This window comes from Dyadobacter jiangsuensis (genome assembly GCF_003014695.1).
GTDB lineage: Bacteria > Bacteroidota > Bacteroidia > Cytophagales > Spirosomataceae > Dyadobacter > Dyadobacter jiangsuensis.
The window spans coordinates 124,640-144,823 of record NZ_PYAS01000006.1; the positions used below are offsets into that span (position 1 = coordinate 124,640).

Annotated in this window: 15 protein-coding genes; 5 read left to right on the forward strand and 10 right to left on the reverse strand. The window is 48.6% G+C overall.

Going from position 1 to position 20,184, the window contains the following annotated elements; genetic code table 11:
- Positions 1-13: 13 nt before the first annotated feature.
- The 3 genes from CLV60_RS13880 to CLV60_RS13890 all read left to right on the forward strand — a co-directional run bounded on the left by CLV60_RS13880 (position 14) and on the right by CLV60_RS13890 (position 5,886).
- Complete coding sequence (locus CLV60_RS13880; protein ID WP_106595970.1) at positions 14-1,159, forward strand: Gfo/Idh/MocA family protein; 1,146 nt, start codon at positions 14-16, stop codon at positions 1,157-1,159.
- 182 nt (positions 1,160-1,341) lie between these two features.
- Positions 1,342-2,394, forward strand: coding sequence for a sugar phosphate isomerase/epimerase family protein (locus tag CLV60_RS13885; RefSeq protein WP_106595971.1), 1,053 nt, complete (start codon positions 1,342-1,344; stop codon positions 2,392-2,394).
- Positions 2,395-2,478: 84 nt separating this feature from the next.
- Positions 2,479-5,886 carry a ThuA domain-containing protein gene (locus CLV60_RS13890; protein WP_106595972.1) on the forward strand — a complete coding sequence of 1,136 codons (3,408 nt, stop codon included), beginning with the start codon at positions 2,479-2,481 and terminating at the stop codon, positions 5,884-5,886.
- 78 nt (positions 5,887-5,964) lie between these two features.
- Here the strand turns inward: CLV60_RS13890 and CLV60_RS13895 are convergent, their stop codons facing one another.
- From CLV60_RS13895 to CLV60_RS13930, 8 genes are all read right to left on the reverse strand, one after another.
- Positions 5,965-7,671 (reverse strand): tail fiber domain-containing protein, encoded by a 1,707-nt coding sequence (locus tag CLV60_RS13895; protein WP_106595973.1) that lies wholly within the window; start codon positions 7,669-7,671, stop codon positions 5,965-5,967.
- Positions 7,672-7,895: 224 nt separating this feature from the next.
- Positions 7,896-9,596 carry a tail fiber domain-containing protein gene (locus tag CLV60_RS13900; protein ID WP_106595974.1) on the reverse strand — a complete coding sequence of 567 codons (1,701 nt, stop codon included), beginning with the start codon at positions 9,594-9,596 and terminating at the stop codon, positions 7,896-7,898.
- 28 nt (positions 9,597-9,624) lie between these two features.
- Complete coding sequence (locus tag CLV60_RS13905; protein ID WP_106595975.1) at positions 9,625-11,319, reverse strand: tail fiber domain-containing protein; 1,695 nt, start codon at positions 11,317-11,319, stop codon at positions 9,625-9,627.
- 137 nt (positions 11,320-11,456) lie between these two features.
- Positions 11,457-12,875 carry a tail fiber domain-containing protein gene (locus tag CLV60_RS13910; RefSeq protein ID WP_106595976.1) on the reverse strand — a complete coding sequence of 473 codons (1,419 nt, stop codon included), beginning with the start codon at positions 12,873-12,875 and terminating at the stop codon, positions 11,457-11,459.
- A 226-nt stretch (positions 12,876-13,101) separates the two neighbouring features.
- Positions 13,102-13,902: a TIGR02757 family protein gene (locus tag CLV60_RS13915; RefSeq protein WP_106595977.1), complete on the reverse strand. Its 801-nt coding sequence runs from the start codon at positions 13,900-13,902 to the stop codon at positions 13,102-13,104.
- Complete coding sequence (locus CLV60_RS13920) at positions 13,889-14,101, reverse strand: hypothetical protein (RefSeq protein ID WP_106595978.1); 213 nt, start codon at positions 14,099-14,101, stop codon at positions 13,889-13,891. Before CLV60_RS13920 ends, CLV60_RS13915 begins: the two co-directional genes overlap by 14 nt.
- Before the next feature lie 15 nt (positions 14,102-14,116).
- The gene (locus CLV60_RS13925; RefSeq protein ID WP_106595979.1) at positions 14,117-15,109 is read right to left on the reverse strand and encodes a septal ring lytic transglycosylase RlpA family protein; all 993 of its coding nucleotides are present in this window, start codon (positions 15,107-15,109) and stop codon (positions 14,117-14,119) included.
- Positions 15,110-15,112: 3 nt separating this feature from the next.
- Positions 15,113-15,901, reverse strand: coding sequence for a DUF4905 domain-containing protein (locus CLV60_RS13930; RefSeq protein WP_106595980.1), 789 nt, complete (start codon positions 15,899-15,901; stop codon positions 15,113-15,115).
- 45 nt (positions 15,902-15,946) lie between these two features.
- On the opposite strand from CLV60_RS13930, the gene kdsB reads away from it, so the two are divergent.
- Together kdsB and porX are read left to right on the forward strand one after the other, a co-directional pair.
- A complete protein-coding gene (gene kdsB, locus CLV60_RS13935; protein ID WP_106596222.1) occupies positions 15,947-16,690 on the forward strand; it encodes a 3-deoxy-manno-octulosonate cytidylyltransferase in 744 nt (247 codons plus the stop codon).
- A gap of 163 nt (positions 16,691-16,853) precedes the next feature.
- Entirely contained in the window at positions 16,854-18,419 is a 1,566-nt protein-coding gene (porX, locus tag CLV60_RS13940) for a T9SS response regulator signal transducer PorX (protein ID WP_106595981.1), read from the forward strand.
- Between the two features lie 66 nt (positions 18,420-18,485).
- Here porX and CLV60_RS13945 read toward each other — a convergent pair whose 3' ends face one another.
- Positions 18,486-19,169: a cell division ATP-binding protein FtsE gene (locus CLV60_RS13945; RefSeq protein WP_106595982.1), complete on the reverse strand. Its 684-nt coding sequence runs from the start codon at positions 19,167-19,169 to the stop codon at positions 18,486-18,488.
- 155 nt (positions 19,170-19,324) lie between these two features.
- Complete coding sequence (fsa, locus tag CLV60_RS13950) at positions 19,325-19,981, reverse strand: fructose-6-phosphate aldolase (protein ID WP_106595983.1); 657 nt, start codon at positions 19,979-19,981, stop codon at positions 19,325-19,327.
- Between the last annotated feature and the right edge of the window lie 203 nt (positions 19,982-20,184).

A 20,184-nucleotide genomic window follows, 5' to 3' on the forward strand; every position in this document is an offset into this window, starting at 1 on the left:
TCCATACCCATTTATGAACAAAATCAAAGTTGGCGTTGTAGGAACAGGCTTCATTGGCCCCGCACATATTGAAGCACTAAGACGTCTTCCTAATGTAGAAGTTGCCGCACTTTGCGAAGTGACCGCAGAACTGGCCAAGGAAAAAGCTGACGCGCTTGGCATTGCACGTTCCTACACGTTCGATGAACTGTTGAAACAGGTTGACATTCAGGCTGTCCATATTTGTACGCCTAACTTCCTGCACTACTCACAGTCGAAAGCGGCATTGCTGGCCGGCAAACACGTGATTTGTGAAAAACCATTGGCGAAAGACCTCGCAGAAGCGGAAGAACTCGTTGAACTGGCTGCGAAAACCGGTCTGGTGAATGCAGTTCACTTCAACCTGCGTTACTATCCACTGGCGCGTCAGATGAAATCGATGAGCGAAAAAGGCGAACTGGGCGAGATTTATTCATTCATCGGTTCGTACCTGCAAGACTGGCTCTTCTACGAAACCGACTATAACTGGCGCCTTGAACCGGACAAATCCGGCGATTCACGCGCGATCGCGGACATCGGCTCCCACCTGATGGACATTCTGGAATACATTACCGGCCTGAAAACCGTAGCTGTTCTGGCGGACTTCAACACCGTTCACAAAACCCGCAAGAAGCCTTTGAAAGCCGTTGAGACTTACTCGGGCAAATTGCTGCAACCGGAAGACTACGCCGATGTACCTATCAATACAGAAGACCACGCAAACGTATTGCTGCGATTCGACAATGGAAACAAAGGGGTAATCACCGTATCGCAGGTTTCGGCTGGTCGTAAAAACCGCATGTCGCTGGAAATCTCCGGTTCTAAAAAGACATTCAGCTGGTGTTCTGAGTCTCCGAACGAAATGTGGATCGGTAACCGCGACAAGGCGAACGAAGTTCTCATGCGCGACCCGTCGCTCGTGAACGCGGACGTACGCTCGACCATCACATTCCCAGGCGGCCACAACGAAGGCTTCCCGGATACCTCAAAACAAATGTTCAAGGAAGTTTACGCCGCTATCGAAGCAGGTAAGCAACCTGAAAACCCAACATTCCCGACCTTCGCCGACGGCTATCGCGAGCTATTGATTTGCGAGAAGATCCTGGAAAGTAATAGGGCTGAGGCTTGGGTTAAAATTTAATTTTGAATGAGCGAATGTGTGGACGGTCACTTATTGTCAGGTGTTGTCAAGTATTGTCAGGCATTGTCAGGTATTGTTTTAATTGCATAGTATTCATGACTACCCGGCTACACCTGACCACACCTGACTACACTTGACCACACCTGACTATTCACACATTCGATCGCTAAAACATAACATTTATGAAAACAATAAAAGGCCCCGGTATCTTCCTCGCCCAATTCCTTGGCGACGAAGCGCCGTTCAACTCACTGGATACCATCGCCGATTACATGGCAGGCCTTGGTTACAAAGGCTTGCAGCTCCCTACCTGGGACCCGCGTGTGATCGATGTGAAACAAGCTGCCGAGTCGCAGACTTATGCGGACGAGCTGAAAGGCAGATTGGCCGACAAAGGGCTTGAAATTACAGAATTGGCTTCGCACATTATCGGCCAGTTGGTGGCTTCCCACCCGGTTTACGACGAGATGTATGACAATTTCGCAGTGCCTGAGGTTCGTAAGAATCCGAAGGCGCGCGCCGAATGGGCTACCCAGCATTTGAAATATGTGGCGCAGGCAAGCCGTAGACTGGGCCTGAAAGCCAGCGCCTCATTTACCGGAGCATTGGCATGGCCTTTCCTGTACCCATGGCCTCAGCGTCCCGCTGGCCTGGTTGAAACCGCATTCAAAGAATTGGCTGCCCGCTGGAAGCCTATTCTGGATGTCTATGACGAAAACGGCGTGGATGTGGCGTACGAATTGCACCCAGGCGAAGATGTTTTCGATGGTTCTACCTTCGAAATGTTCGTGGACTACCTCGGTGGTCACACCCGTGCAAATATCAACTACGACCCAAGCCATTTCGTGTTGCAGCAGTTGGATTACCTCCAATTCATCGATCTGTATCATGACCGCATTAAGGCATTCCATGTAAAAGATGCGGAATTCAACCCTAGCGGTAAGCAGGGCGTTTACAGCGGCTTCGCAGGCTGGGCTGACCGCGCAGGACGTTTCCGCTCACTCGGTGATGGCCAGGTGGATTTCGGCGCGATTTTCTCGAAACTGTCTCAATACGACTACGACAGCTGGGCGGTTCTGGAATGGGAATGCTGTATCAAATCGCCTGTACAAGGTGCGGCCGAAGGTGCACCGTTCATCGAAAGCCACATCATCGAGGTGACTACGAAAGCATTCGATGATTTCGCCGGAACCGGTGCTGATGAGGCATTTAACCGCAAGGTGCTGGGTCTATAATTGTCGATCTTACAAGTATATTGAAAACCTATCTTCCTTATGGAAGGTAGGTTTTTTCTACGTTAACCAATACCAACCAATCTAATGAATGAATCCCCTTTTCGAAAAGTTTTGAAACGTTTCAGGATCGCCGGTGTGACGGCCCTGGCATGTTGCAGTCTGATGGCTACGGCCCAGACAGTGACGCCGGAAAAGCGCGTGCTGGTGTTCTCGAAAACCGCCGGGTTCCGGCACTCTTCTATCCCCGCTGGTAAAACTGCCATCTTGAAACTAGGTAAAGAAACTGGCTTCGCGGTAGATACTACCGAAAATGCAAGCGTGTTTACCAACAAAAACCTGCAAAAATACAGCGCCGTTATATTCCTAAACACCACCGGTAATGTACTGAACGACAAGCAGCAGGATGCATTTGAGCGCTACATCCAGGCGGGCGGCGGTTATGTGGGCATCCACGCCGCAACCGACACCGAATATGACTGGCAATGGTACAACAAGCTCGCCGGCGCGCAATTCCTGAGCCACCCGGGTAACCCCAACGTGCAAGAAGGCGAAGCGTTTGTTGTAAGTGACCAACACCCGTCGATGGATGGCTTTCCAAAAAAATGGAAGATCAAGGACGAATTTTACGACTTCAAAAACTTCAATGAGAAGGTAAATGTCCTGGTAAAAATCGATGAGAAGACTTACAAGGATGGCAAAATGGGCGATAACCATCCGATGTCGTGGTACCACGAGTTCGACGGAGGCCGCGCATTCTATACCAACTTCGGGCATGAAGATGCCACTTATATCAATCCCGTTTTTGTAAAACACCTGACCGGGGGCCTCAACTGGGCAATGGCATCGAAACTGGATTATGCCAAATCCCGTCCCGAAGAAAACCGTTTCACTAAAAAAGTACTCGCTTCCAAACTCGACGAGCCGACAGAACTGGTCGTTCTCGATGACCAGCGTGTGCTTTTCACCGAAAGAAAGGGAAAAGTGAAGCTTTACAATCCTAAAACCGGCAAGATTAAACTCGTTGGTGAAGTACCCGTTTATACCAAGCAGGAATATGGGTTAATGGGCCTGAATATCGACCCGAACTTCAAAACCAACAAACTGATTTACATGTACTATTCGCCGCCATCGACGGAGGCGGATACTGCCCAGCATTTGTCGAGGTTTAAATACGACGATGTGAAAGACACGGTGCTACTTAGCACAGAAGAAGTAATGCTCACTGTGCCCGTGAAGCGCACTGACTGCTGCCATACCGGTGGTTCCATTGCCTGGGATGCGAAAGGGAACCTCTACCTCTCCACCGGAGACGATGTAAACCCTTTCCAATCCAGCGGATACGGCCCTATCGATGAGCGTCCGGGACGTGAGGGCTGGGACGGTCAGCACACCTCGTCCAACACCAATTCACTGAGAGGAAAAGTATTGCGCATTAAGCCTCGTTACGGCGATCGCCGTGCAAATATGCCAGGTGGTACCAACCTGTACGATATTCCTGAAGGCAACTTGTTCCCTCCCGGAACGGATAAGACCCGCCCTGAGATCTACGTGATGGGTACCCGTAACCCTTACCGCATTTCAGTGGATCAGCACACAGGCTATTTGTACTGGGGTGATGTAGGTCCGGATGCTTCAAATGACGATCCGAAACGTGGCCCAAGAGGATACGACGAGGTCAACCAGGCCAGAAAGGCGGGCTATTTCGGCTATCCGCTCTTTATCGGTAACAACAGGCCATACATCGACTACAACTTTGCCGACAGCACTTCCGGCAAACCGTTCGATCCGTTGAAACCGATCAATAACTCACCGCACAACACCGGTTTACAGGAGCTACCGCCTGCTCAGCCTGCATTCATTTACTATCCGTATGCCGATTCGCCCGAATTCGGCGCAATTGTCGGCAAGGGCGGACGGAATGCCATGGCCGGTCCGGTATATTATGCTGCCGATTTCCAGGATAGCAAGGTTAAATTCCCTTCCTATTACAATGGCAAATTCTTCGCATATGACTGGATCCGCGATTACATCAATATCGTGACGATGAACGAAAAAGGTGATCTGCTAAGCATCGAGCGCTTCATGCCCAGCACTAAGTTCAGCCACCCGATCGACATGCAATTTGCCAAAGACGGCTCATTGTACACATTGGAATACGGCCCCAACTGGTTCGCGCAAAACGACGAGGCCAGCCTCTCGCACGTTACCTTTAATGCGGGTAATCGCGTGCCTGTGGCTGTTGCGAGCGCTACCAACACAACAGGCGCGACTCCTTTGAAAGTCAATTTCTCTTCCAAAGGCTCACTGGATTATGACGGCGACCCGATCAAGTACGAATGGTCATTTGGCAAAGGTCTGCCAAAAAGTACAATGGCTAACCCAAGCTTTACGTACGCTAAACCAGGTGAATATACCGCCACTTTGAAAGTGACCGACAATGCCGGCAACTCCAACACCTCGGACGTGATCGTACGCGTGGGTAATGCGATTCCGAAAGTGAATGTGGCCATCAAAGGCAACAAGACTTTCTACTGGAACGACAAGCCTGTGAACTACGAAGTTTCCGTTTCGGATAAGGAAGATGGAAGCCTCGCGGATAAAAAGATCCCCGAAGATGAGGTCACGTTGACCATCAACTACCTCGAAGGTTTTGATAAAACGCAACTCGCACAAGGTCATCAGGCTAACACCGGCTTCGAAACCGGCAAGCGTATGATCGAGCTGAGCGATTGCAAAGCCTGCCATTCGATTGATAAAAAGTCGATTGGCCCCGCTTATCGCGAGGTTGCGAAGAAATATGCCAGCGAGCGAAACTCCTTGAAAACGCTGACCGACAAAGTACTCAAAGGCGGAAGCGGTGTTTGGGGTGAGCAGGCAATGCCCGGCCACCCGCAGCACAAGCCTGAGGAAATCGAGGAAATGGTGAAGTATATCCTGGACCTTAATAACCAAAAAGCTGTCGCCAAAAAGCCGTTGAAGAGCTCTTATGTAACCGAAGCCAAGAAAAAGCAGGGGTCATATATCTTCACTGCCAGCTACACCGACAAAGGAAACGGCAACATGGGCCCATTAACCGGCTCTAAAACCATAGCGCTGCGCCCTTCGACGGTAATGGCCAACATGGCGGACACCACCAAAAATACCTTCAAATACAAGGGTGATAATGGCAACGAAATGGTGATCGGGATGAAAGATGGCGGCTTCATCGCATTTGACGACATCGACCTCAGCGAGATTTCCAAACTGGCTGTTGCCGTAGGAAGCAAATCCGGGCAATCTGCTGGAGGAACCCTGGAAGTCCGCCTTGATGGTGTGGCCGGAGCGAAAATTGGTGAAGGCAAAGTGGAAAAATCTGAAACGATCAATATCCCTGTAAAAGCGCCAGCCGATGGCAAGTTGCACAAGGTTTATTTTGTATTTAAAAATGCAGAAGCCGGCAACAAGCCATTGTTCTCGATTGAATCCGTCCAGTTCGAGAATGCCGCGTTGTAAAATTGCTTTCCGGTAATAATGTCAAAAGCGGGCTTCTTTGCAGAGGCCCGCTTTTGCTTTCTAGCAACTAAGGATACCTTACTTCTGAACCACCATTTTCTTCACACCGTTGCTCTTTCCATCCGTAACCAAATCATACAAAAAAACGCCGTTTTGAAAGTCTCCTGCCGAAATCGTCAGCTGTCCTTCTCCCCGCTCCTTCACCGGATAAGAATTTACCTTCGCACCATTTACAGCATACACATCGACTCTCGCCTCCTTAACCGATTGAGGAACGAAGTATTTGATCGCCGAACTTTCGGAAAACCCGTTCGGTACATTTTGCTCAAGAACCACCCCATTCGCATTCGGCTCAATCCGTGCAGCGCTCCCATTCAAAGGTTTCGCGGTATTCGAAGCCACGATCCGCTCCAATAGTTCGAGCCGCTTTGATAATTCGACTACCTGCGCATTCGTTTCTTTCAATTCCGCGTCCTTTTGCTCAATGACTCGCTGCTGTTCTTTTACGGAATTGATCAGAATGTAAGTGACCGCATTCGCATCGTAATCCAGGTACTCGGTTTTTTTGCCCAACGAATCCTGATGCGTAAATGTACCAATCGTATAAGGCGCTATTTTCTGCATTTCCTGCGCGATGATACCTACGAACTTTTTATCGCCGGTTTCGATGCCCGCTTGGCCATTGTACTGAAACCAGACCGGTTTGATTTGTTTGAGCAGGTGAAGGCCGTCGGTAAAGTCGGTGATGTTCTTTTTGAGGCGACTGTCCGAGGCTACGATCCAATCCGGCGATCCGGCCTTGGCTGCGGCATCGGTGCTGAGGTGGAGTTGGAAGGATGGAGCCGATACACCAATGCCGACATTGGCATTTTTACCGAGGACGATGCTATTATTGGCTGTGACCTTTGCTTCTGAACCTATTGCGGTTGCATTTTCCAATGTCGCGTTTCCGGTAGCGCCATATCCGAGGTAGGTATTCCGTTGCCCCGTCGTGTTATGATAACCGGCACCATAGCCGAGAAAAACATTCTGGTGGCCATTTGTATTGGAATAGCCTGATTTATTTCCCAGAAAGACATTCCCCACACCGGTTTGGCTCGAATAGCCGGATTGGGAACCTAAAAACGTATTAAAAAAACCTTCCTTATTCGAGTAGCCGGCTTCATTGCCCAAAAAAGAGTTTTCGTTTCCTTTGTTAAGTCGTCCACTCATTGCTCCCAAAAATACATTCAAATTGCCATCACTATCGTAACCCGACATACGTCCTATGATGCAGTTGTCATTACCTGACCCCTCTTTGAACGACGTATTCCCCATAACGACATTATTCGATGCGTCAAAAGAATACTGTCCAGCCCAGTTACCAATATAGACATTCCCTTGCCCAACGCCGTTTGAGGTACCGGCATATGCCCCGATGTAGGTATTATATGACATGCCAGCTGAGCCACCCGCAGCGACACCCAGATACGTATTGTTGACACCAGTGAGATGATTAACACCCGCCTGAGAACCTACAAAAGTATTTCCGGCCCCTGTACTAAATTGACCCGATCTGGAACCAACAAACGTGTTGTCATTGCCCCCAGTATTAGAGGTACCAGCCTCGTGCCCCAGCATCGTATTGTCGGCCCCAGTATTAATCTTTCCTGCATCAGTACCAAAGAATGCGTGTCTTGTTCCTACTGTTCCCGCCCCCATTCCATAATGTGTCTGCGCATTCACTTGCATTGTCACACACGCGCCCATCATCAGCGCTCCTGCCATTCTGTACCATTCCTTCATAATCAATACCTTGTTTAGATGAGTGAGGATTTACCTCGATTGATTCTGCAACAGGTACAAAACTGATATGCAGGAATCGAAATTTGCGAATCGAATGAAGCAGTGGGAGATCGAGGTTATTTGTCGGACAGGCATTTTTTTCAACCGCTTGCAAAAGCAAATGCGGGCACTCTTTGGGAACACCCGCATTACTAAGTCGCCTGCCTTGGAACACATTTCCAGTTCTACTTCTCAACCACCATTTTCCTAACACCATTGCTTTTCCCATCAGTCACGAGGTCGTAAAGAAAAACACCGTTCTCAAAGTCGGAAGCAGAGATCGTCAACTTTCCTTCCCCTCTCTCATTCACAGAATAGGAATTCACCTTGGTACCATTCGCTGAATACACATTGACAGTTGCCTCCTTCACAGATTTTGGAATAAAGTATTTGATGGCCGAACTTCCAGAAAAGCCATTCGGAGCATTTTGTTCGAGAACCACTCCGTCCTCCTTTTGTTCCATACAGGCCGTGCTACCGGTCAAGGATTTTACGGCGTTATCTGCAATGATTCGTTCCAACTGTTCCAACCGTTTTGACAGTTCCGAGACCTGCTCATTCACCACTTTTAGCTCTGCATCCTTTTGCTCGACAACTTCCTTCACAGCATTGATAAGAATATAAGTAACCGCGTTCGCATCATAACCCAGGTATTCTGTCTTATTGCCTAATGAATCCTGATGCGTGAATGCGCCAATCGTGTAAGGCGCTATTTTCTGCATTTCCTGCGCGATGATACCTACGAACTTTTTATCGCCGGTTTCGATGCCCGCTTTGCCGTTGTACTGAAACCAAACGGGATGGATTTGTTTGAGCAGATTGAGGCCGTCGGTAAAGTTGGTGACGTTCTTTTTGAGGCGGTGGTCGGAGGCCACTATCCAGTTGGGCGAGCCGGCCTTGGCTGCGGCGTCGGTGCTGAGATGGAGTTGAAAGGATGGTGCGGAGGTGCCGATGCCGACATTGGCTTTATGACCCAGTACAATGCTGTTGCTCGCAGTGACTTTTGCTTCTGAACCGATTGCCGTCGCATTCTCCACCACCGGGTTGCCAGTGGCACCGTAGCCCAAATAGGTATTCCGCTGGCCGATTGTGTTATGAAATCCCGCACCATATCCGAGGAAAACATTCTGGTGGCCGTTTGTGTTGGAATAGCCGGATTTGTTTCCCAAAAAAACATTTCCGACACCAGTTTGGCTCGAATAGCCCGACTCAGATCCTACAAAAGTATTGGAGAAACCCTCCTTATTGTTATACCCGGAGTTTTCTCCCAAAAAAGCGTTGTGATGGCCGGTTGTGTTGTTTACGCCCGTTTCTGAACCCACAAATGTGTTTAGCTCGCCGATACCGGCTAAGTAGCCTGCCCGGTACCCCAAGAAAGTGTTACTGGATCCCGCATTACTATGGCCTGCTTCCGAGCCCAGTAACACATTATGGTCGCCAATTGCCATCCGACCTGCGTGATATCCAATGGAGCAATTGCCGAGGCCCGTCTTGCCGAAGTATTGGGCTTGATGACCAATGGCAACGTTTCCTCCTCCGTCCTTATTTAGTAATCCGGCGTCCGCCCCGATATACGTGTTCATATTTCCGGAAACATTTTCCAAACCAGCTCCGTCGCCGATAAAAACATTGGAATTCCCGTCAATGGTTTTGTATCCCGCGAAACTGCCGACGAAGGTATTGGCTGCGCCATCTACATTGCTGAAACCAGACTCGTGTCCCAGGAATGAATTGTTACTGCCTAAGTTTACCATTCCTGCGTTTGTCCCAAAAAACGCATGTGCAGCACCTTGCGTGCCGGCGCCCATTCCGTAGTGCGTTTGTGCATCTACCTGCGTAGCGCTGAGAATTCCTATCGCCAACGCTAGTTTGTAACATTTGTCCATAATAGTGTTGTGTTTAAGTTGAGTGGGGTCATTCGATTAGCATCTTCTTCCCCCCAGTGCTCTTGCCATCGACCACCAGTTCATATACTAAAACACCGCATTCCAAATCACTTGCAGAAAGGACCACTTCCCCGTTTCCGCGCCCTGCAATAACCCGCGCATGGATTTTTGCGCCCCCGGCATTATACACATTAAGCACCGCCATCTTTGCGGATTCAGGAATATGGTACTTAATGGATGTGTTCCGGGAAAAGCCGTTAGGTGCATTCTGTTCGAGGTAAGGGGTGTCGGCGTTTTGTTCTGTTTTTTGAAAATCTGCCGCTGATGCAGAACGGCTGTGTTCCAGCGCCTCTAAGCGTTCCAAAAGGCCCCGCTGGCTCTTTTCCAGTGCTGCAATTCTCGCTTCCTTCCCCTCAATCACTCGTTGCTGCTCTTTTACCGCATTGATCAGAATATAAGTCACAGCATTAGCGTCATAATCCAGGTATTCGGTTTCATTGCCTAACGAATCCTGATGTATAAAAGAACCGATGGTATAAGGTACTATCTTCTGCATCTCCTGCGCGATAACTCCCACAAACTTCCTATCACCGGTTTCAATACCCGCCTGACCGTTGTATTGAAACCAGACGGGGCGGATCTTTTTGAGCACGTCGAGACCATCGGTGAAGTTGGTGACGTTCTTTTTGAGGCGACAGTCGGAAGCGACGATCCAGTCGGGCGAGCCGGCTTTTGCCGCGGCATCTGTACTGAGGTGGAGTTGGAATGTTGGAGCTGAAACGCCGATACCCACATTGGCTTTACGGCCCAGTACCAGGCTGTTGCTGGCAGTAACTTTTGCGGAGGCTCCAAGGGCTGTTGCATTAACCAGATTCATGCTTCCGCCTGCTTCATGGCCTAGGTAGGTATTCATTTGCCCGCCTACATTCCATTCCCCGGCATGGTAGCCTACGAAAACATTCTGTCCAGAAGCATTGTTATAACCGGCTTTGGCACCTATGAAGACATTCTCGATTCCATTCAAATTAAAAAAACCGGACTTCGATCCGACATACGTGTTCGACTGCGCGATTGAACCATGATATCCCGCATTGTCGCCCAAATAGGTATTCTCATTACCCACCGTGTTGCTGAACCCCGCATAATTGCCAGCGAACACGTTGAAATTCCCGGCATTTTGATAACCGGACGAAAACCCGATTGCTACATTGTCGCTGCCCGTGTTACTCTCCCCAGCATTGCCTCCTAGGAAGGAATTATAATTTCCACCCGTGCCTTGAAAATATGCCTGAAATCCGACCGCACAGTTACCATTACCTGTCATATTCCCTGCTCCTGATTGAAAACCCAGATATGTATTGTTAAAACCGCCCACATTACTCAGGCCCGCATCCTTACCTATAAATGTATTTTGAGACCCGGTACTATTGGCGTAACCCGCCTGGGAACCGAAAAACGCATTGTCGATTCCGGTAAGATTGCCTGTCCCGGACTTGAAACCCACAAAGCTGTTTCCATTTCCTGTTGTATTACCGGCTCCACTCTCCTGCCCGACAAATGTATTGAACGGCCCTGTACTCACCTTCCCCGCATTCGCACCGAAATGCGAATGGAATTGCCCCTGCATTCCAGCGCCTACCCCGAAATGCGTCTGCGCCAGAGCGCACTGCGACACGCAACAGCCCACAACCGCCAGAGCGGTTCTCTTGTAATTTTTGAACATAACACGATTATTTAGAGTGGAAATTTGTACCCATCACAAGCGCTCGCTTGTAATGGGTACAAATGTGAGCCGCAATGGACATGTTCATCCAAAGCATTGTGCTAACGACCAGACCGCCTTTTTTACCGGCCAATTGGCTACTCTATTACCATCTTCTTCGCCCCAAAGCTCTTGCCATCCATGATCAGATCATAGACATGCACTCCGCTCCGATATTTATCTGCCGAAAGGACCAATTCACCGGCTCCTCGCTCCGATATCGGATGCGAACTAACCTTTAACCCCGCAATAGTATAGACGTCGATCACCGCCGTTTTTACGGATTGTGGAATAAAATATTTAATGGAGGTCTTATTGGAGAATCCATTGGGCACGTTTTGCTCCAAAACTCCCCCATCCGGTTGCTTGTTAAAAGTTCCCGGAGAAGCGCTCATTAACCGCTCCAATTTTTCCAGCCGACTTTCCAAGGCCTGGATCTTTGCCTCTTTATCTTCGATAATGCGTTGCTGCTCCTTCACGGAATTGATCAGTATATAGGTAACCGCATTCGCGTCGTAATCCAGATAGTCGGTTTTGTTGCCTAATGAATCCTGGTGCGTGAAGGTACCCACCGTATAAGGCGCGATCTTCTGCATTTCCTGCGCGATGATGCCGACGAACTTCTTGTCGCCTGTTTCAATACCAGCTTTGCCATTGTACTGGAACCAGACGGGTTTGATTTGTTTTAAAACGTCAAGTCCTTCTTTGAATTCGGATATATTTCTCTTCAGTCTAGAATCCGACAATACCGCCCAAGTCGAAGATCCTGCCTTCCCCGCGTTGTGTTTGCTTAGCTGTAATTGGTAAAACGGAGCAGAATAGCCGATACCGACATTGGCATTATTTCCTAAAACCAGGTAATGACTGCCCGTAACCAGTGCGGCTGCCCCGACGGCGGTTGCATTAATCAAACCGGCATTACCTCCCGAAGCGTAACCCAAATAGGTATTCTTTTCCCCGTTGGTATTACTTAGGCCAGCCCCGTGACCAAGGAAGGTATTAAAGTTTCCTGTTTCATTACTGGTTCCGGTCTTAGCTCCCATAAAGACGTTGTAGCTTCCGGCTTCATTCTTCAATCCGCTTTCATTTCCCAAAAAACAATTTTGCGTGCCTTTTGTTTTCTGACCGACCCAACGCCCAATTCCCACATTAAGACTACCAGAAGTGAACATTCCTGCCTGATAGCCCATATAAACGTTACCTTCTCCGTTGACATGATTCTGTCCAGCTGATCCTCCAATAAAGGTATTCGCAATACTATTCTCAGCCTTTTCTCCGCTAAAACTCCCCAAATAAACATTCCCAAAACCATCAATACTTTTTGTTCCCGATCCATAGCCGATATAAGTATTATACAACCCATTAACTCCATTGGATTTACCGGCATATGTACCAATGAATACGTGACCTCCCCCAACTGTACCCACTCCCTCTCCATAATGTGTCTGAGCATTTGCATAAGGCAAGTGAAAGGCTCCTGCGAACAACGCAATTACCATTTTGTAACTGTTTTTCATAAGCGTGCATGTTTAAATTGAATGGAAATGATTTTCAAATCGTTTTCGACAGCACAAGTTTGAAAGGAAAGCTTTGAATTTAGAATTGGTTGTGCAAGCGGAAGAAGGGCGTTACTTGGCGGATTTAGCGCTTTTTTTGCTTTGAATTAATTACAAAGCACCCACGATAAATTGACAAAATACTTTGGTTTGAGTAATAATTATATGGAAGCCAACAAAATCCTTTTCAACTCGCAAACCCCTCAATCCCCAACCCAAACAAAGCAAAATCATACTTCACAGGATCATTCGGGTCGAGCAGTCGCAGCGATGCAGTAAGCTCGGTAGCAGTCTGCCAGTCGGTAACAGGTCGTTTGATCAGGCCCAGGATACGCGCTACGCGGTCGACGTGAACGTCGCACGGGCACACGAGTTGGGAAGGACGGATGGTGTTCCAGATGCCAAAGTCGACGCCATGGTCGTCCTTGCGGACCATCCAGCGCAGAAACATATTCAAGCGCTTGCACGAGGACTTGCGTGCAGGCGTAGCAATGTGCTTACGCGTCCGTGCAGGGAAATTTTCTGATTTGGTGAAGAAGTCGTGGAAGCCTGTGAGTGCACTTTCGATGGTAATATCGCCCGGCGTCATATGGCTGCTGAATGCAAATTCCAGCGAGTCGTGGACTTTGTAGTATTCCTGAAAGAAATGCAGGAAATACAGCGTATCAGTAGCGTTGAAAGTACGGTGTTTGAAATGCAGGAATGGTTTCAGATCGCTATCGTGATGGTTACGCACAAAGTCGTAGGGCGCATTATCCATTAACGCAGCCAGTTCCAGGCATTTATTGATAATGGTTTTGCGCTGCCCCCAGGCAAGTACCGCGGCCCAGAAGCCCATTATTTCAATATCCTGCTTCACCGAAAACCGGTGCGGAATACTGATCGGGTCAAAAGGGATGAAATCCGGCTGATTATATTGCGCCACCTTCGCATCGAGCAACTCGGCCACAAAGGATGGCGGGTAGGCAGTTTGGCTAACGTCGGGCATGGCTACCTCCGAACAGGTAAGCCAGCACACGGGAGATACCTGAGAAAATCATCACAATCCCCGAAAAAAGGAATGTAAAAATGGCGATAAACGGATACAAAAGCGTGAACATCACACTCCATACCTTGTATCCCGTAGTATGTTTAAGCGCTTCCCGCTCTTCCTCTCTTTTGGAACGAAACTGTGGTGCGTGTTTCATAAATGTCTTCCGTAATTATTCCAGGTAACTCACAACGGCCCTGAATCGTTTGCTATTAGGAGAAACTTTTTCAAATGCGCGTGACGACAGCTTGATCACAATGTCGTCGTTTACGCTGGTGTCGGGAATGCGGCCAATAATGCGTACGATGATTTTCTCCTGATTGTATTCATTCAGAACCTCCACCAGCGAGCCTATCGGCGCGGTACGGTGCAAGCCCAGGAATTTGCTCGTGCTTTCGTCGGTTTCAATCACCTCCGCCAGGCCCGACTCCGACTTTTTCTTGCTTTTCACCACTTTCGGCGGAGCTACCTCTTCCACAGGCTTCACCACTTTCTCCGGAACCGCCGTTTTGGCTTTCACCGAGTCTTTTACTACTGTCGTAGCAACCTTGGCCGGAGGTGGTGTTGCGGCAGGTGCAGCTGCTTTTTCAGCGCCTTTTTCGCTGACGATCAGTTCCTGGCCATCTTTGAGGTTATCGTCTGTCAGATTGTTCCATTTACGCAAATCAGCCATCAGCACGCCGTATTTCACAGCCACGCGGTACAATGTCTGGCCGGGCTCTACTTTATGAATGCCATTTGCGGGAAGAGCGGCGGCCGAAGATGCCGACGGTGCGGAAGTGCTGGTAGCTACTGAGGGAGTATCTGCAACGGGTTTGGTTTCCTTCACCTCGGCTTTCACCAATTCCTTTTTCTCTTCTTTTTTATCGTCCTTTTTGGCGTCTTTCTTAGTGACCTTAGGCGTGTAAGGAACCCGGATGGTCTGCCCCGACTGGATTTGGTCGCTCATCCCAGGGTTTGCTTCGCGAAGAGCATGGATGGTCGTTCCGTACTGCCTTACGACGGCGAACATCGTCTGGCCCTGGTTAACCTTATGTATAATGAAGATCTTCCCTCCTACCTTTTCAACCCCCACAGAGTCAACAGCATTCAATCCCTTAGCCCGGGCACTCGTCAAACCTGTCATCAATCCCGCCAAAAGGGCCAGGCAAAAAATGTATTTCATTTATTATGAAAGCGTTAAACTCGAAAACTCGTTGCTATTTTTCAGATAAACCAGTGTGGACGCTTTCAGCATCATTGTCGAGCGGCCTGTTCCTTCCCGCTCTTCCGATAGTTTCTCGTGTAAAACCTGTTGCTTATTATCGGTCACTATGAGGAGGTATTGCACTGTTTTATCCTGCTCGTAAATATAATAAGAAAAGATTATATAGGGTCTTTTCTCCAAATAATCAATGGCTGTCGGGTTGTGACCGCCCGTTGCGTTGCTAATAAATTGCGCAAGCTGTCCGAAGTACATATTCCCTTCGATGTAACGAACGGGCTCGGCTAAAATTATTTCGTGGTAGGATTCGGAAATTTCTATATTCAACGGCAACAGCTCACCGGTCAGTGCATCACAATGCAGATGTTTGAATGAATCGCCTTGCTTGGTAGCCACTTCGAGCAAACCACCTCCTGCATTTTTCACAAGTAAATGGTTAGGCAAAATCCAAGACAGAAATCCTGTATCCCCATTCATTGCAAGGAGGTCTGTCGGTTCCGGAACCTCCGGATAACGGTAATTGTGTAAAAAAATGCGATTATCCGAAAAAGCAGTCAGAGATGTCCACCAATCGGTACCTTCCACCTGTCTCTGCCATTTCACGGCCAAATTTTCGGAGTCGATCACGGCAAACGACACTTCCCGGCTCTCCGGATTACGTAACTCTATGGCCCACAGCGAACTGTCCGCATCAGCATCGGGCATTACCCGCCAGATGTTTTCCGAAAACCGGAACGAAAAAAGATTTTGCAATTTTTTACCTTTATTTTGAATTCCAATTTAACTGACAACGACCTCGTGCGCATTCTAGGAATAATACCGGCCCGCTACGCTTCTACCCGCTTCCCTGCCAAAGCTTTGGTGGATATTGGCGGAAAAAGCATGATCCAGCGGGTCTACGAACAGGCATCCAAAGCTACTGAACTCGATCAGGTTATTGTAGCGACGGACGATGAAAGAATACTGAATCACGTCCGCGGATTCGGTGGAACCGCAGTAATGACCTCGCCAGATCACCAGAGCGGTACCGACCGCTGCTTCGAAGCATTGGGCAAAACCGACGGCCGATACGACTATGTCATCAACATTCAGGGCGACGAGCCGTTTATCAGCCCCGAGCCGATAGATCACCTCGCCTCTGTGCTGAATGGGGAAACCGAGCTGGCGACATTAGTCAAAGTGATCGACAACGACGACATTCTATTCAACGTGAATGTACCCAAGGCGGTTCTGAACAAGCGAAATGAAGTCATGTATTTCAGCCGGCAAACGATCCCATACCTGCGTAATGCCCAGAGCCAGGAAGATTTTCTGAAATCGCATGTTTTTTACAAACACATCGGCATTTACGCATACCGCACCGACGTTTTGGCCGAAATAACGAAGCTTCCCGTGTCCTCTCTGGAAAAAGCCGAGGCGCTGGAACAATTGCGCTGGCTCGAAAACGGCTATGCGATCAAGGCGGTAGTAACTTCCGATGATTCGCATGGCGTGGATACGCCCGACGACCTCGACAGGGTCACCCGAAAATTTTTGCAATAACCGGCCTTTGTGGAATACATTTTTTACAAGGAAGGTTAACGTATAAGGATTAGCCGTATATTTCTTAAAAAACGTTAAAACCGTTTTACGTATACGACCAGCTTCTTCCGATGCGTTAGCCTTTTATTGTTTTAAACTAATTACCACTTGAAAAAAGAGCCTTATGCAATATAACATCCTTTGGGCCGATGACGAAATAGATCTTCTCAAACCGCATATCATGTTCCTCACCAATAAAGGTTACAACGTGACCCCCGTGAACAGCGGTGCGGATGCGCTGGACCGGATTGAGAACGATCGGTTTGATATTGTTTTCCTCGACGAAATGATGCCGGGTATGACCGGCCTTGAAACCCTTGCGCAGATCAAACAACAGCAGCCTAACCTGCCGGTGGTGATGATTACGAAAAGTGAGGAGGAGCATATTATGGAGGATGCCATCGGCTCCAAAATTGACGATTATCTCATCAAACCACTGAATCCCAATCAGATACTACTTTCGGTTAAAAAGATACTCGATAACAAACGCCTCGTAACAGAAAAGACGACGCTCAGCTATCAGCAGGAGTTCCGCAGCCTCGCCATGCAATACCAGGACCGCATCGGCCACGAGGAATGGGCGGATATTTACAAAAAACTCATTTACTGGGAGCTGGAACTCGAAAGCTCCGACGACCAGGGAATGGCCGAAGTTTTCAGTATGCAGAAAAGCGAGGCGAATGCCAATTTCTGCAAATTCATTGAAGATGAGTATGAAGAGTGGCTCAACGATCCGCGTTCCGATAAGCCGATCCTGTCGCACCAGTTGATGAAACAGAAGGTATTCCCGCATTTGAAAGGATCGAGTGACCCTGTGTTTTTCCTTTTAATCGACAACTTCCGCTATGACCAGTGGAAAATGATCCAGCCCATTTTGCAGGAGTTTTTCAATATCGAAGAAGAGTCGTCGTACTACTCCATTCTGCCAACCACAACGGGGTACGCGCGTAATGCGATCTTCTCAGGGCTTATGCCGAGCGAAATGGAACGCAAACATCCGCAATGGTGGGTAAGCGATGAAAATACCCCGGAAGGTGAAGAAGGCTTGAACAACCACGAGCAGGACTTCCTTCAAAAGCAACTGGAAATGAACCACTTGAATATCAAGTTTTCTTATAACAAGATATTGAATACCAACCAGGGGAAAGCGCTTGTAGATACGTTCAACAACCTGCTGACCAACCAGCTGAATGTGATTGTCTACAACTTTGTGGATATGCTTTCCCACGCCCGTACGGATGTGCAGATGATCAAGGAGCTCGCGCCGGACGAGGCGGCTTACCGCTCCATTACCCGCTCGTGGTTCCAGCATTCACCGCTGCTCGATTTCATTCGTAAAGTGGCCGAGAAAAAGGGCCGCCTGATCCTCACCACCGACCACGGTATGATCCGTGTGCAGAAACCGGTGAAAATCATCGGCTACCGCGAAACGAATACAAACCTCCGTTACAAACACGGTAAAAATTTGGGCTTCGACGACAACCATTTGATGGTATGCCGCAAACCGGAACGCATTTTCCTGCCAAAGCCACACGTTTCGACGTCTTATGTGTTCACAAAAGAGGATTACTTCTTCGCTTATCCGAACAATTACAACCAATATGTGAACCTCTACCGCGACACTTTCCAGCACGGCGGCGTGTCGCTCGAAGAGATGATTATCCCGGTAATAGATATGAAAGCGAAATAATAAGCATAGAAATACAAAAAGGGCGCCTGAGTTATTCAGACGCCCTTTTTGTTTGGCTTAATAGCTCTATTCGCTTACCGTAATGCCGCCATTCTCACATTTGATCACGCGGGCTGGGAAGCGTCTCAGGAATTCGTGGTTGTGGGTCGCCATTAATATCGCGGTACCGGCGTTGTTGATCGTGCGGAAAACCTGCATGATTTGGTCGCCTACCTCGGGGTCGAGGTTACCGGTTGGCTCATCGGCGATCAGGATTTGGGGTTCGTTGAGCATGGCGCGGGCAATTACCACGCGCTGCTGCTCACCGCCCGAAAGCTGGTGCGGCATTCTTTTCTGGGCGGTTCCAAGGCCTACCTGCATGAGTACTTCGGCAATGCGTTTCGAGATTTTGCCTTTGTCTTCCCAGCCCGTCGCGCGTAGCACGAACGCGAGGTTGTCCTCGACGGAACGGTCGGAAAGCAATTGAAAATCCTGAAAAACAATGCCTATCCGGCGGCGAAGGAAAGGAATATCGGCCCTTTTGATATTGTGCAGCTCGTAACCGGCCACCTTGGCAGAACCGGTATGCAGCCATAAATCGGCGTATAGTGTTTTCAAAAGCGAACTTTTACCGCTACCGGTACGACCGATGAGGTAAACAAACTCGCCCTTATTGATCTCAAAATGAACGTCGTTCAAAACAGGCCTCTCACCCTGATAAATATCTGCCCTTTCCAGTCTGATTATTGGCTCCGTCGAATCGGTGGTCATGGTTGTGCTAAAAGTAATGATTGGATTGAGCAGAGAACGCTCAAAATGGATAGTGTGGTATTGTCAATGTCATCCTGAGCGGAGTCGAAGGATGAATGTACGACGCATTTGAACATCGCACAAGCACTTCGACTCCGCTCAGTGTGACACGTCAATTAAGCGTTTCCTTTTTTGTAGTCAGAAAGGAATTTCTCAAGACCGATATCAGTCAATGGGTGTTTCAGCAATGCTTCGATAGCGCTCAATGGGCCTGTCATAACATCGGAACCTACCTCTGCGCATTGGATAATGTGCATTGGGTGACGAACTGACGCTGCAAGTACTTGCGTATCGAAACCGTAGTTTCTGTAAATAGTCAGGATTTGCTCGATGAGGCCGATACCGTCAGTGGAGATATCGTCCAGGCGGCCTACGAAAGGAGAAACGTAGGTAGCACCTGCTTTCGCCGCTACCAGCGCCTGTCCTGCCGAGAAAATCAGCGTACAGTTGGTACGAATACCTTTTGAAGAGAAATATTTCAGCGCTTTGATACCTTCTTTGATCATCGGGATTTTCACCACGATTTTCTCGTCGATTTCAACAAGTTCCTCGCCTTCGCGAACCATTCCTTCGAAATCAACCGAGATTACTTCCGCACTTACATCACCATCCACGATATCGCAGATAGCCTTGTAGTGACGCATTATATTATCCTTACCTGTAATTCCTTCTTTCGCCATCAAAGATGGGTTGGTGGTCACACCGTCCAAAACACCAAGTGCCTGCGCTTCCCGAATTTCGTTCAGGTTCGCAGTATCAATGAAAAATTTCATATTGAAAATTTATTGGTTAGAATATTCCACAAAAGTAGAAAACCCTGAACAAAAGCAAAAAGAAAGAAAGACGGAAAAACCTGAGGCGAAGAAATAAAAAAAGGCAAACCGAGAATCTCACCGCATCGACCACCTACCCTTGCTTCCGTCAGGACCTGGGGGATTCGGAAGGAGCTGGTAGTTCCGATTTGCCGGGTGCAAAG

Excerpts from the sequence above, each read along its gene's own strand:
- CLV60_RS13895 (WP_106595973.1), bottom strand. The coding sequence starts at position 7,671 with ATGAAGGAATGGTACAGAATGGCAGGAGCGCTGATGATGGGCGCGTGT.
- CLV60_RS13880 (WP_106595970.1), top strand. The coding sequence starts at position 14 with ATGAACAAAATCAAAGTTGGCGTTGTAGGAACAGGCTTCATTGGCCCC.
- CLV60_RS13915 (WP_106595977.1), bottom strand. The coding sequence starts at position 13,902 with ATGCCCGACGTTAGCCAAACTGCCTACCCGCCATCCTTTGTGGCCGAG.
- porX (WP_106595981.1), top strand. The coding sequence starts at position 16,854 with ATGCAATATAACATCCTTTGGGCCGATGACGAAATAGATCTTCTCAAA.
- CLV60_RS13885 (WP_106595971.1), top strand. The coding sequence starts at position 1,342 with ATGAAAACAATAAAAGGCCCCGGTATCTTCCTCGCCCAATTCCTTGGC.
- CLV60_RS13910 (WP_106595976.1), bottom strand. The coding sequence starts at position 12,875 with ATGAAAAACAGTTACAAAATGGTAATTGCGTTGTTCGCAGGAGCCTTT.
- CLV60_RS13890 (WP_106595972.1), top strand. The coding sequence starts at position 2,479 with ATGAATGAATCCCCTTTTCGAAAAGTTTTGAAACGTTTCAGGATCGCC.
- fsa (WP_106595983.1), bottom strand. The coding sequence starts at position 19,981 with ATGAAATTTTTCATTGATACTGCGAACCTGAACGAAATTCGGGAAGCG.
- CLV60_RS13900 (WP_106595974.1), bottom strand. The coding sequence starts at position 9,596 with ATGGACAAATGTTACAAACTAGCGTTGGCGATAGGAATTCTCAGCGCT.
- CLV60_RS13925 (WP_106595979.1), bottom strand. The coding sequence starts at position 15,109 with ATGAAATACATTTTTTGCCTGGCCCTTTTGGCGGGATTGATGACAGGT.
- CLV60_RS13945 (WP_106595982.1), bottom strand. The coding sequence starts at position 19,169 with ATGACCACCGATTCGACGGAGCCAATAATCAGACTGGAAAGGGCAGAT.
- CLV60_RS13920 (WP_106595978.1), bottom strand. The coding sequence starts at position 14,101 with ATGAAACACGCACCACAGTTTCGTTCCAAAAGAGAGGAAGAGCGGGAA.
- CLV60_RS13905 (WP_106595975.1), bottom strand. The coding sequence starts at position 11,319 with ATGTTCAAAAATTACAAGAGAACCGCTCTGGCGGTTGTGGGCTGTTGC.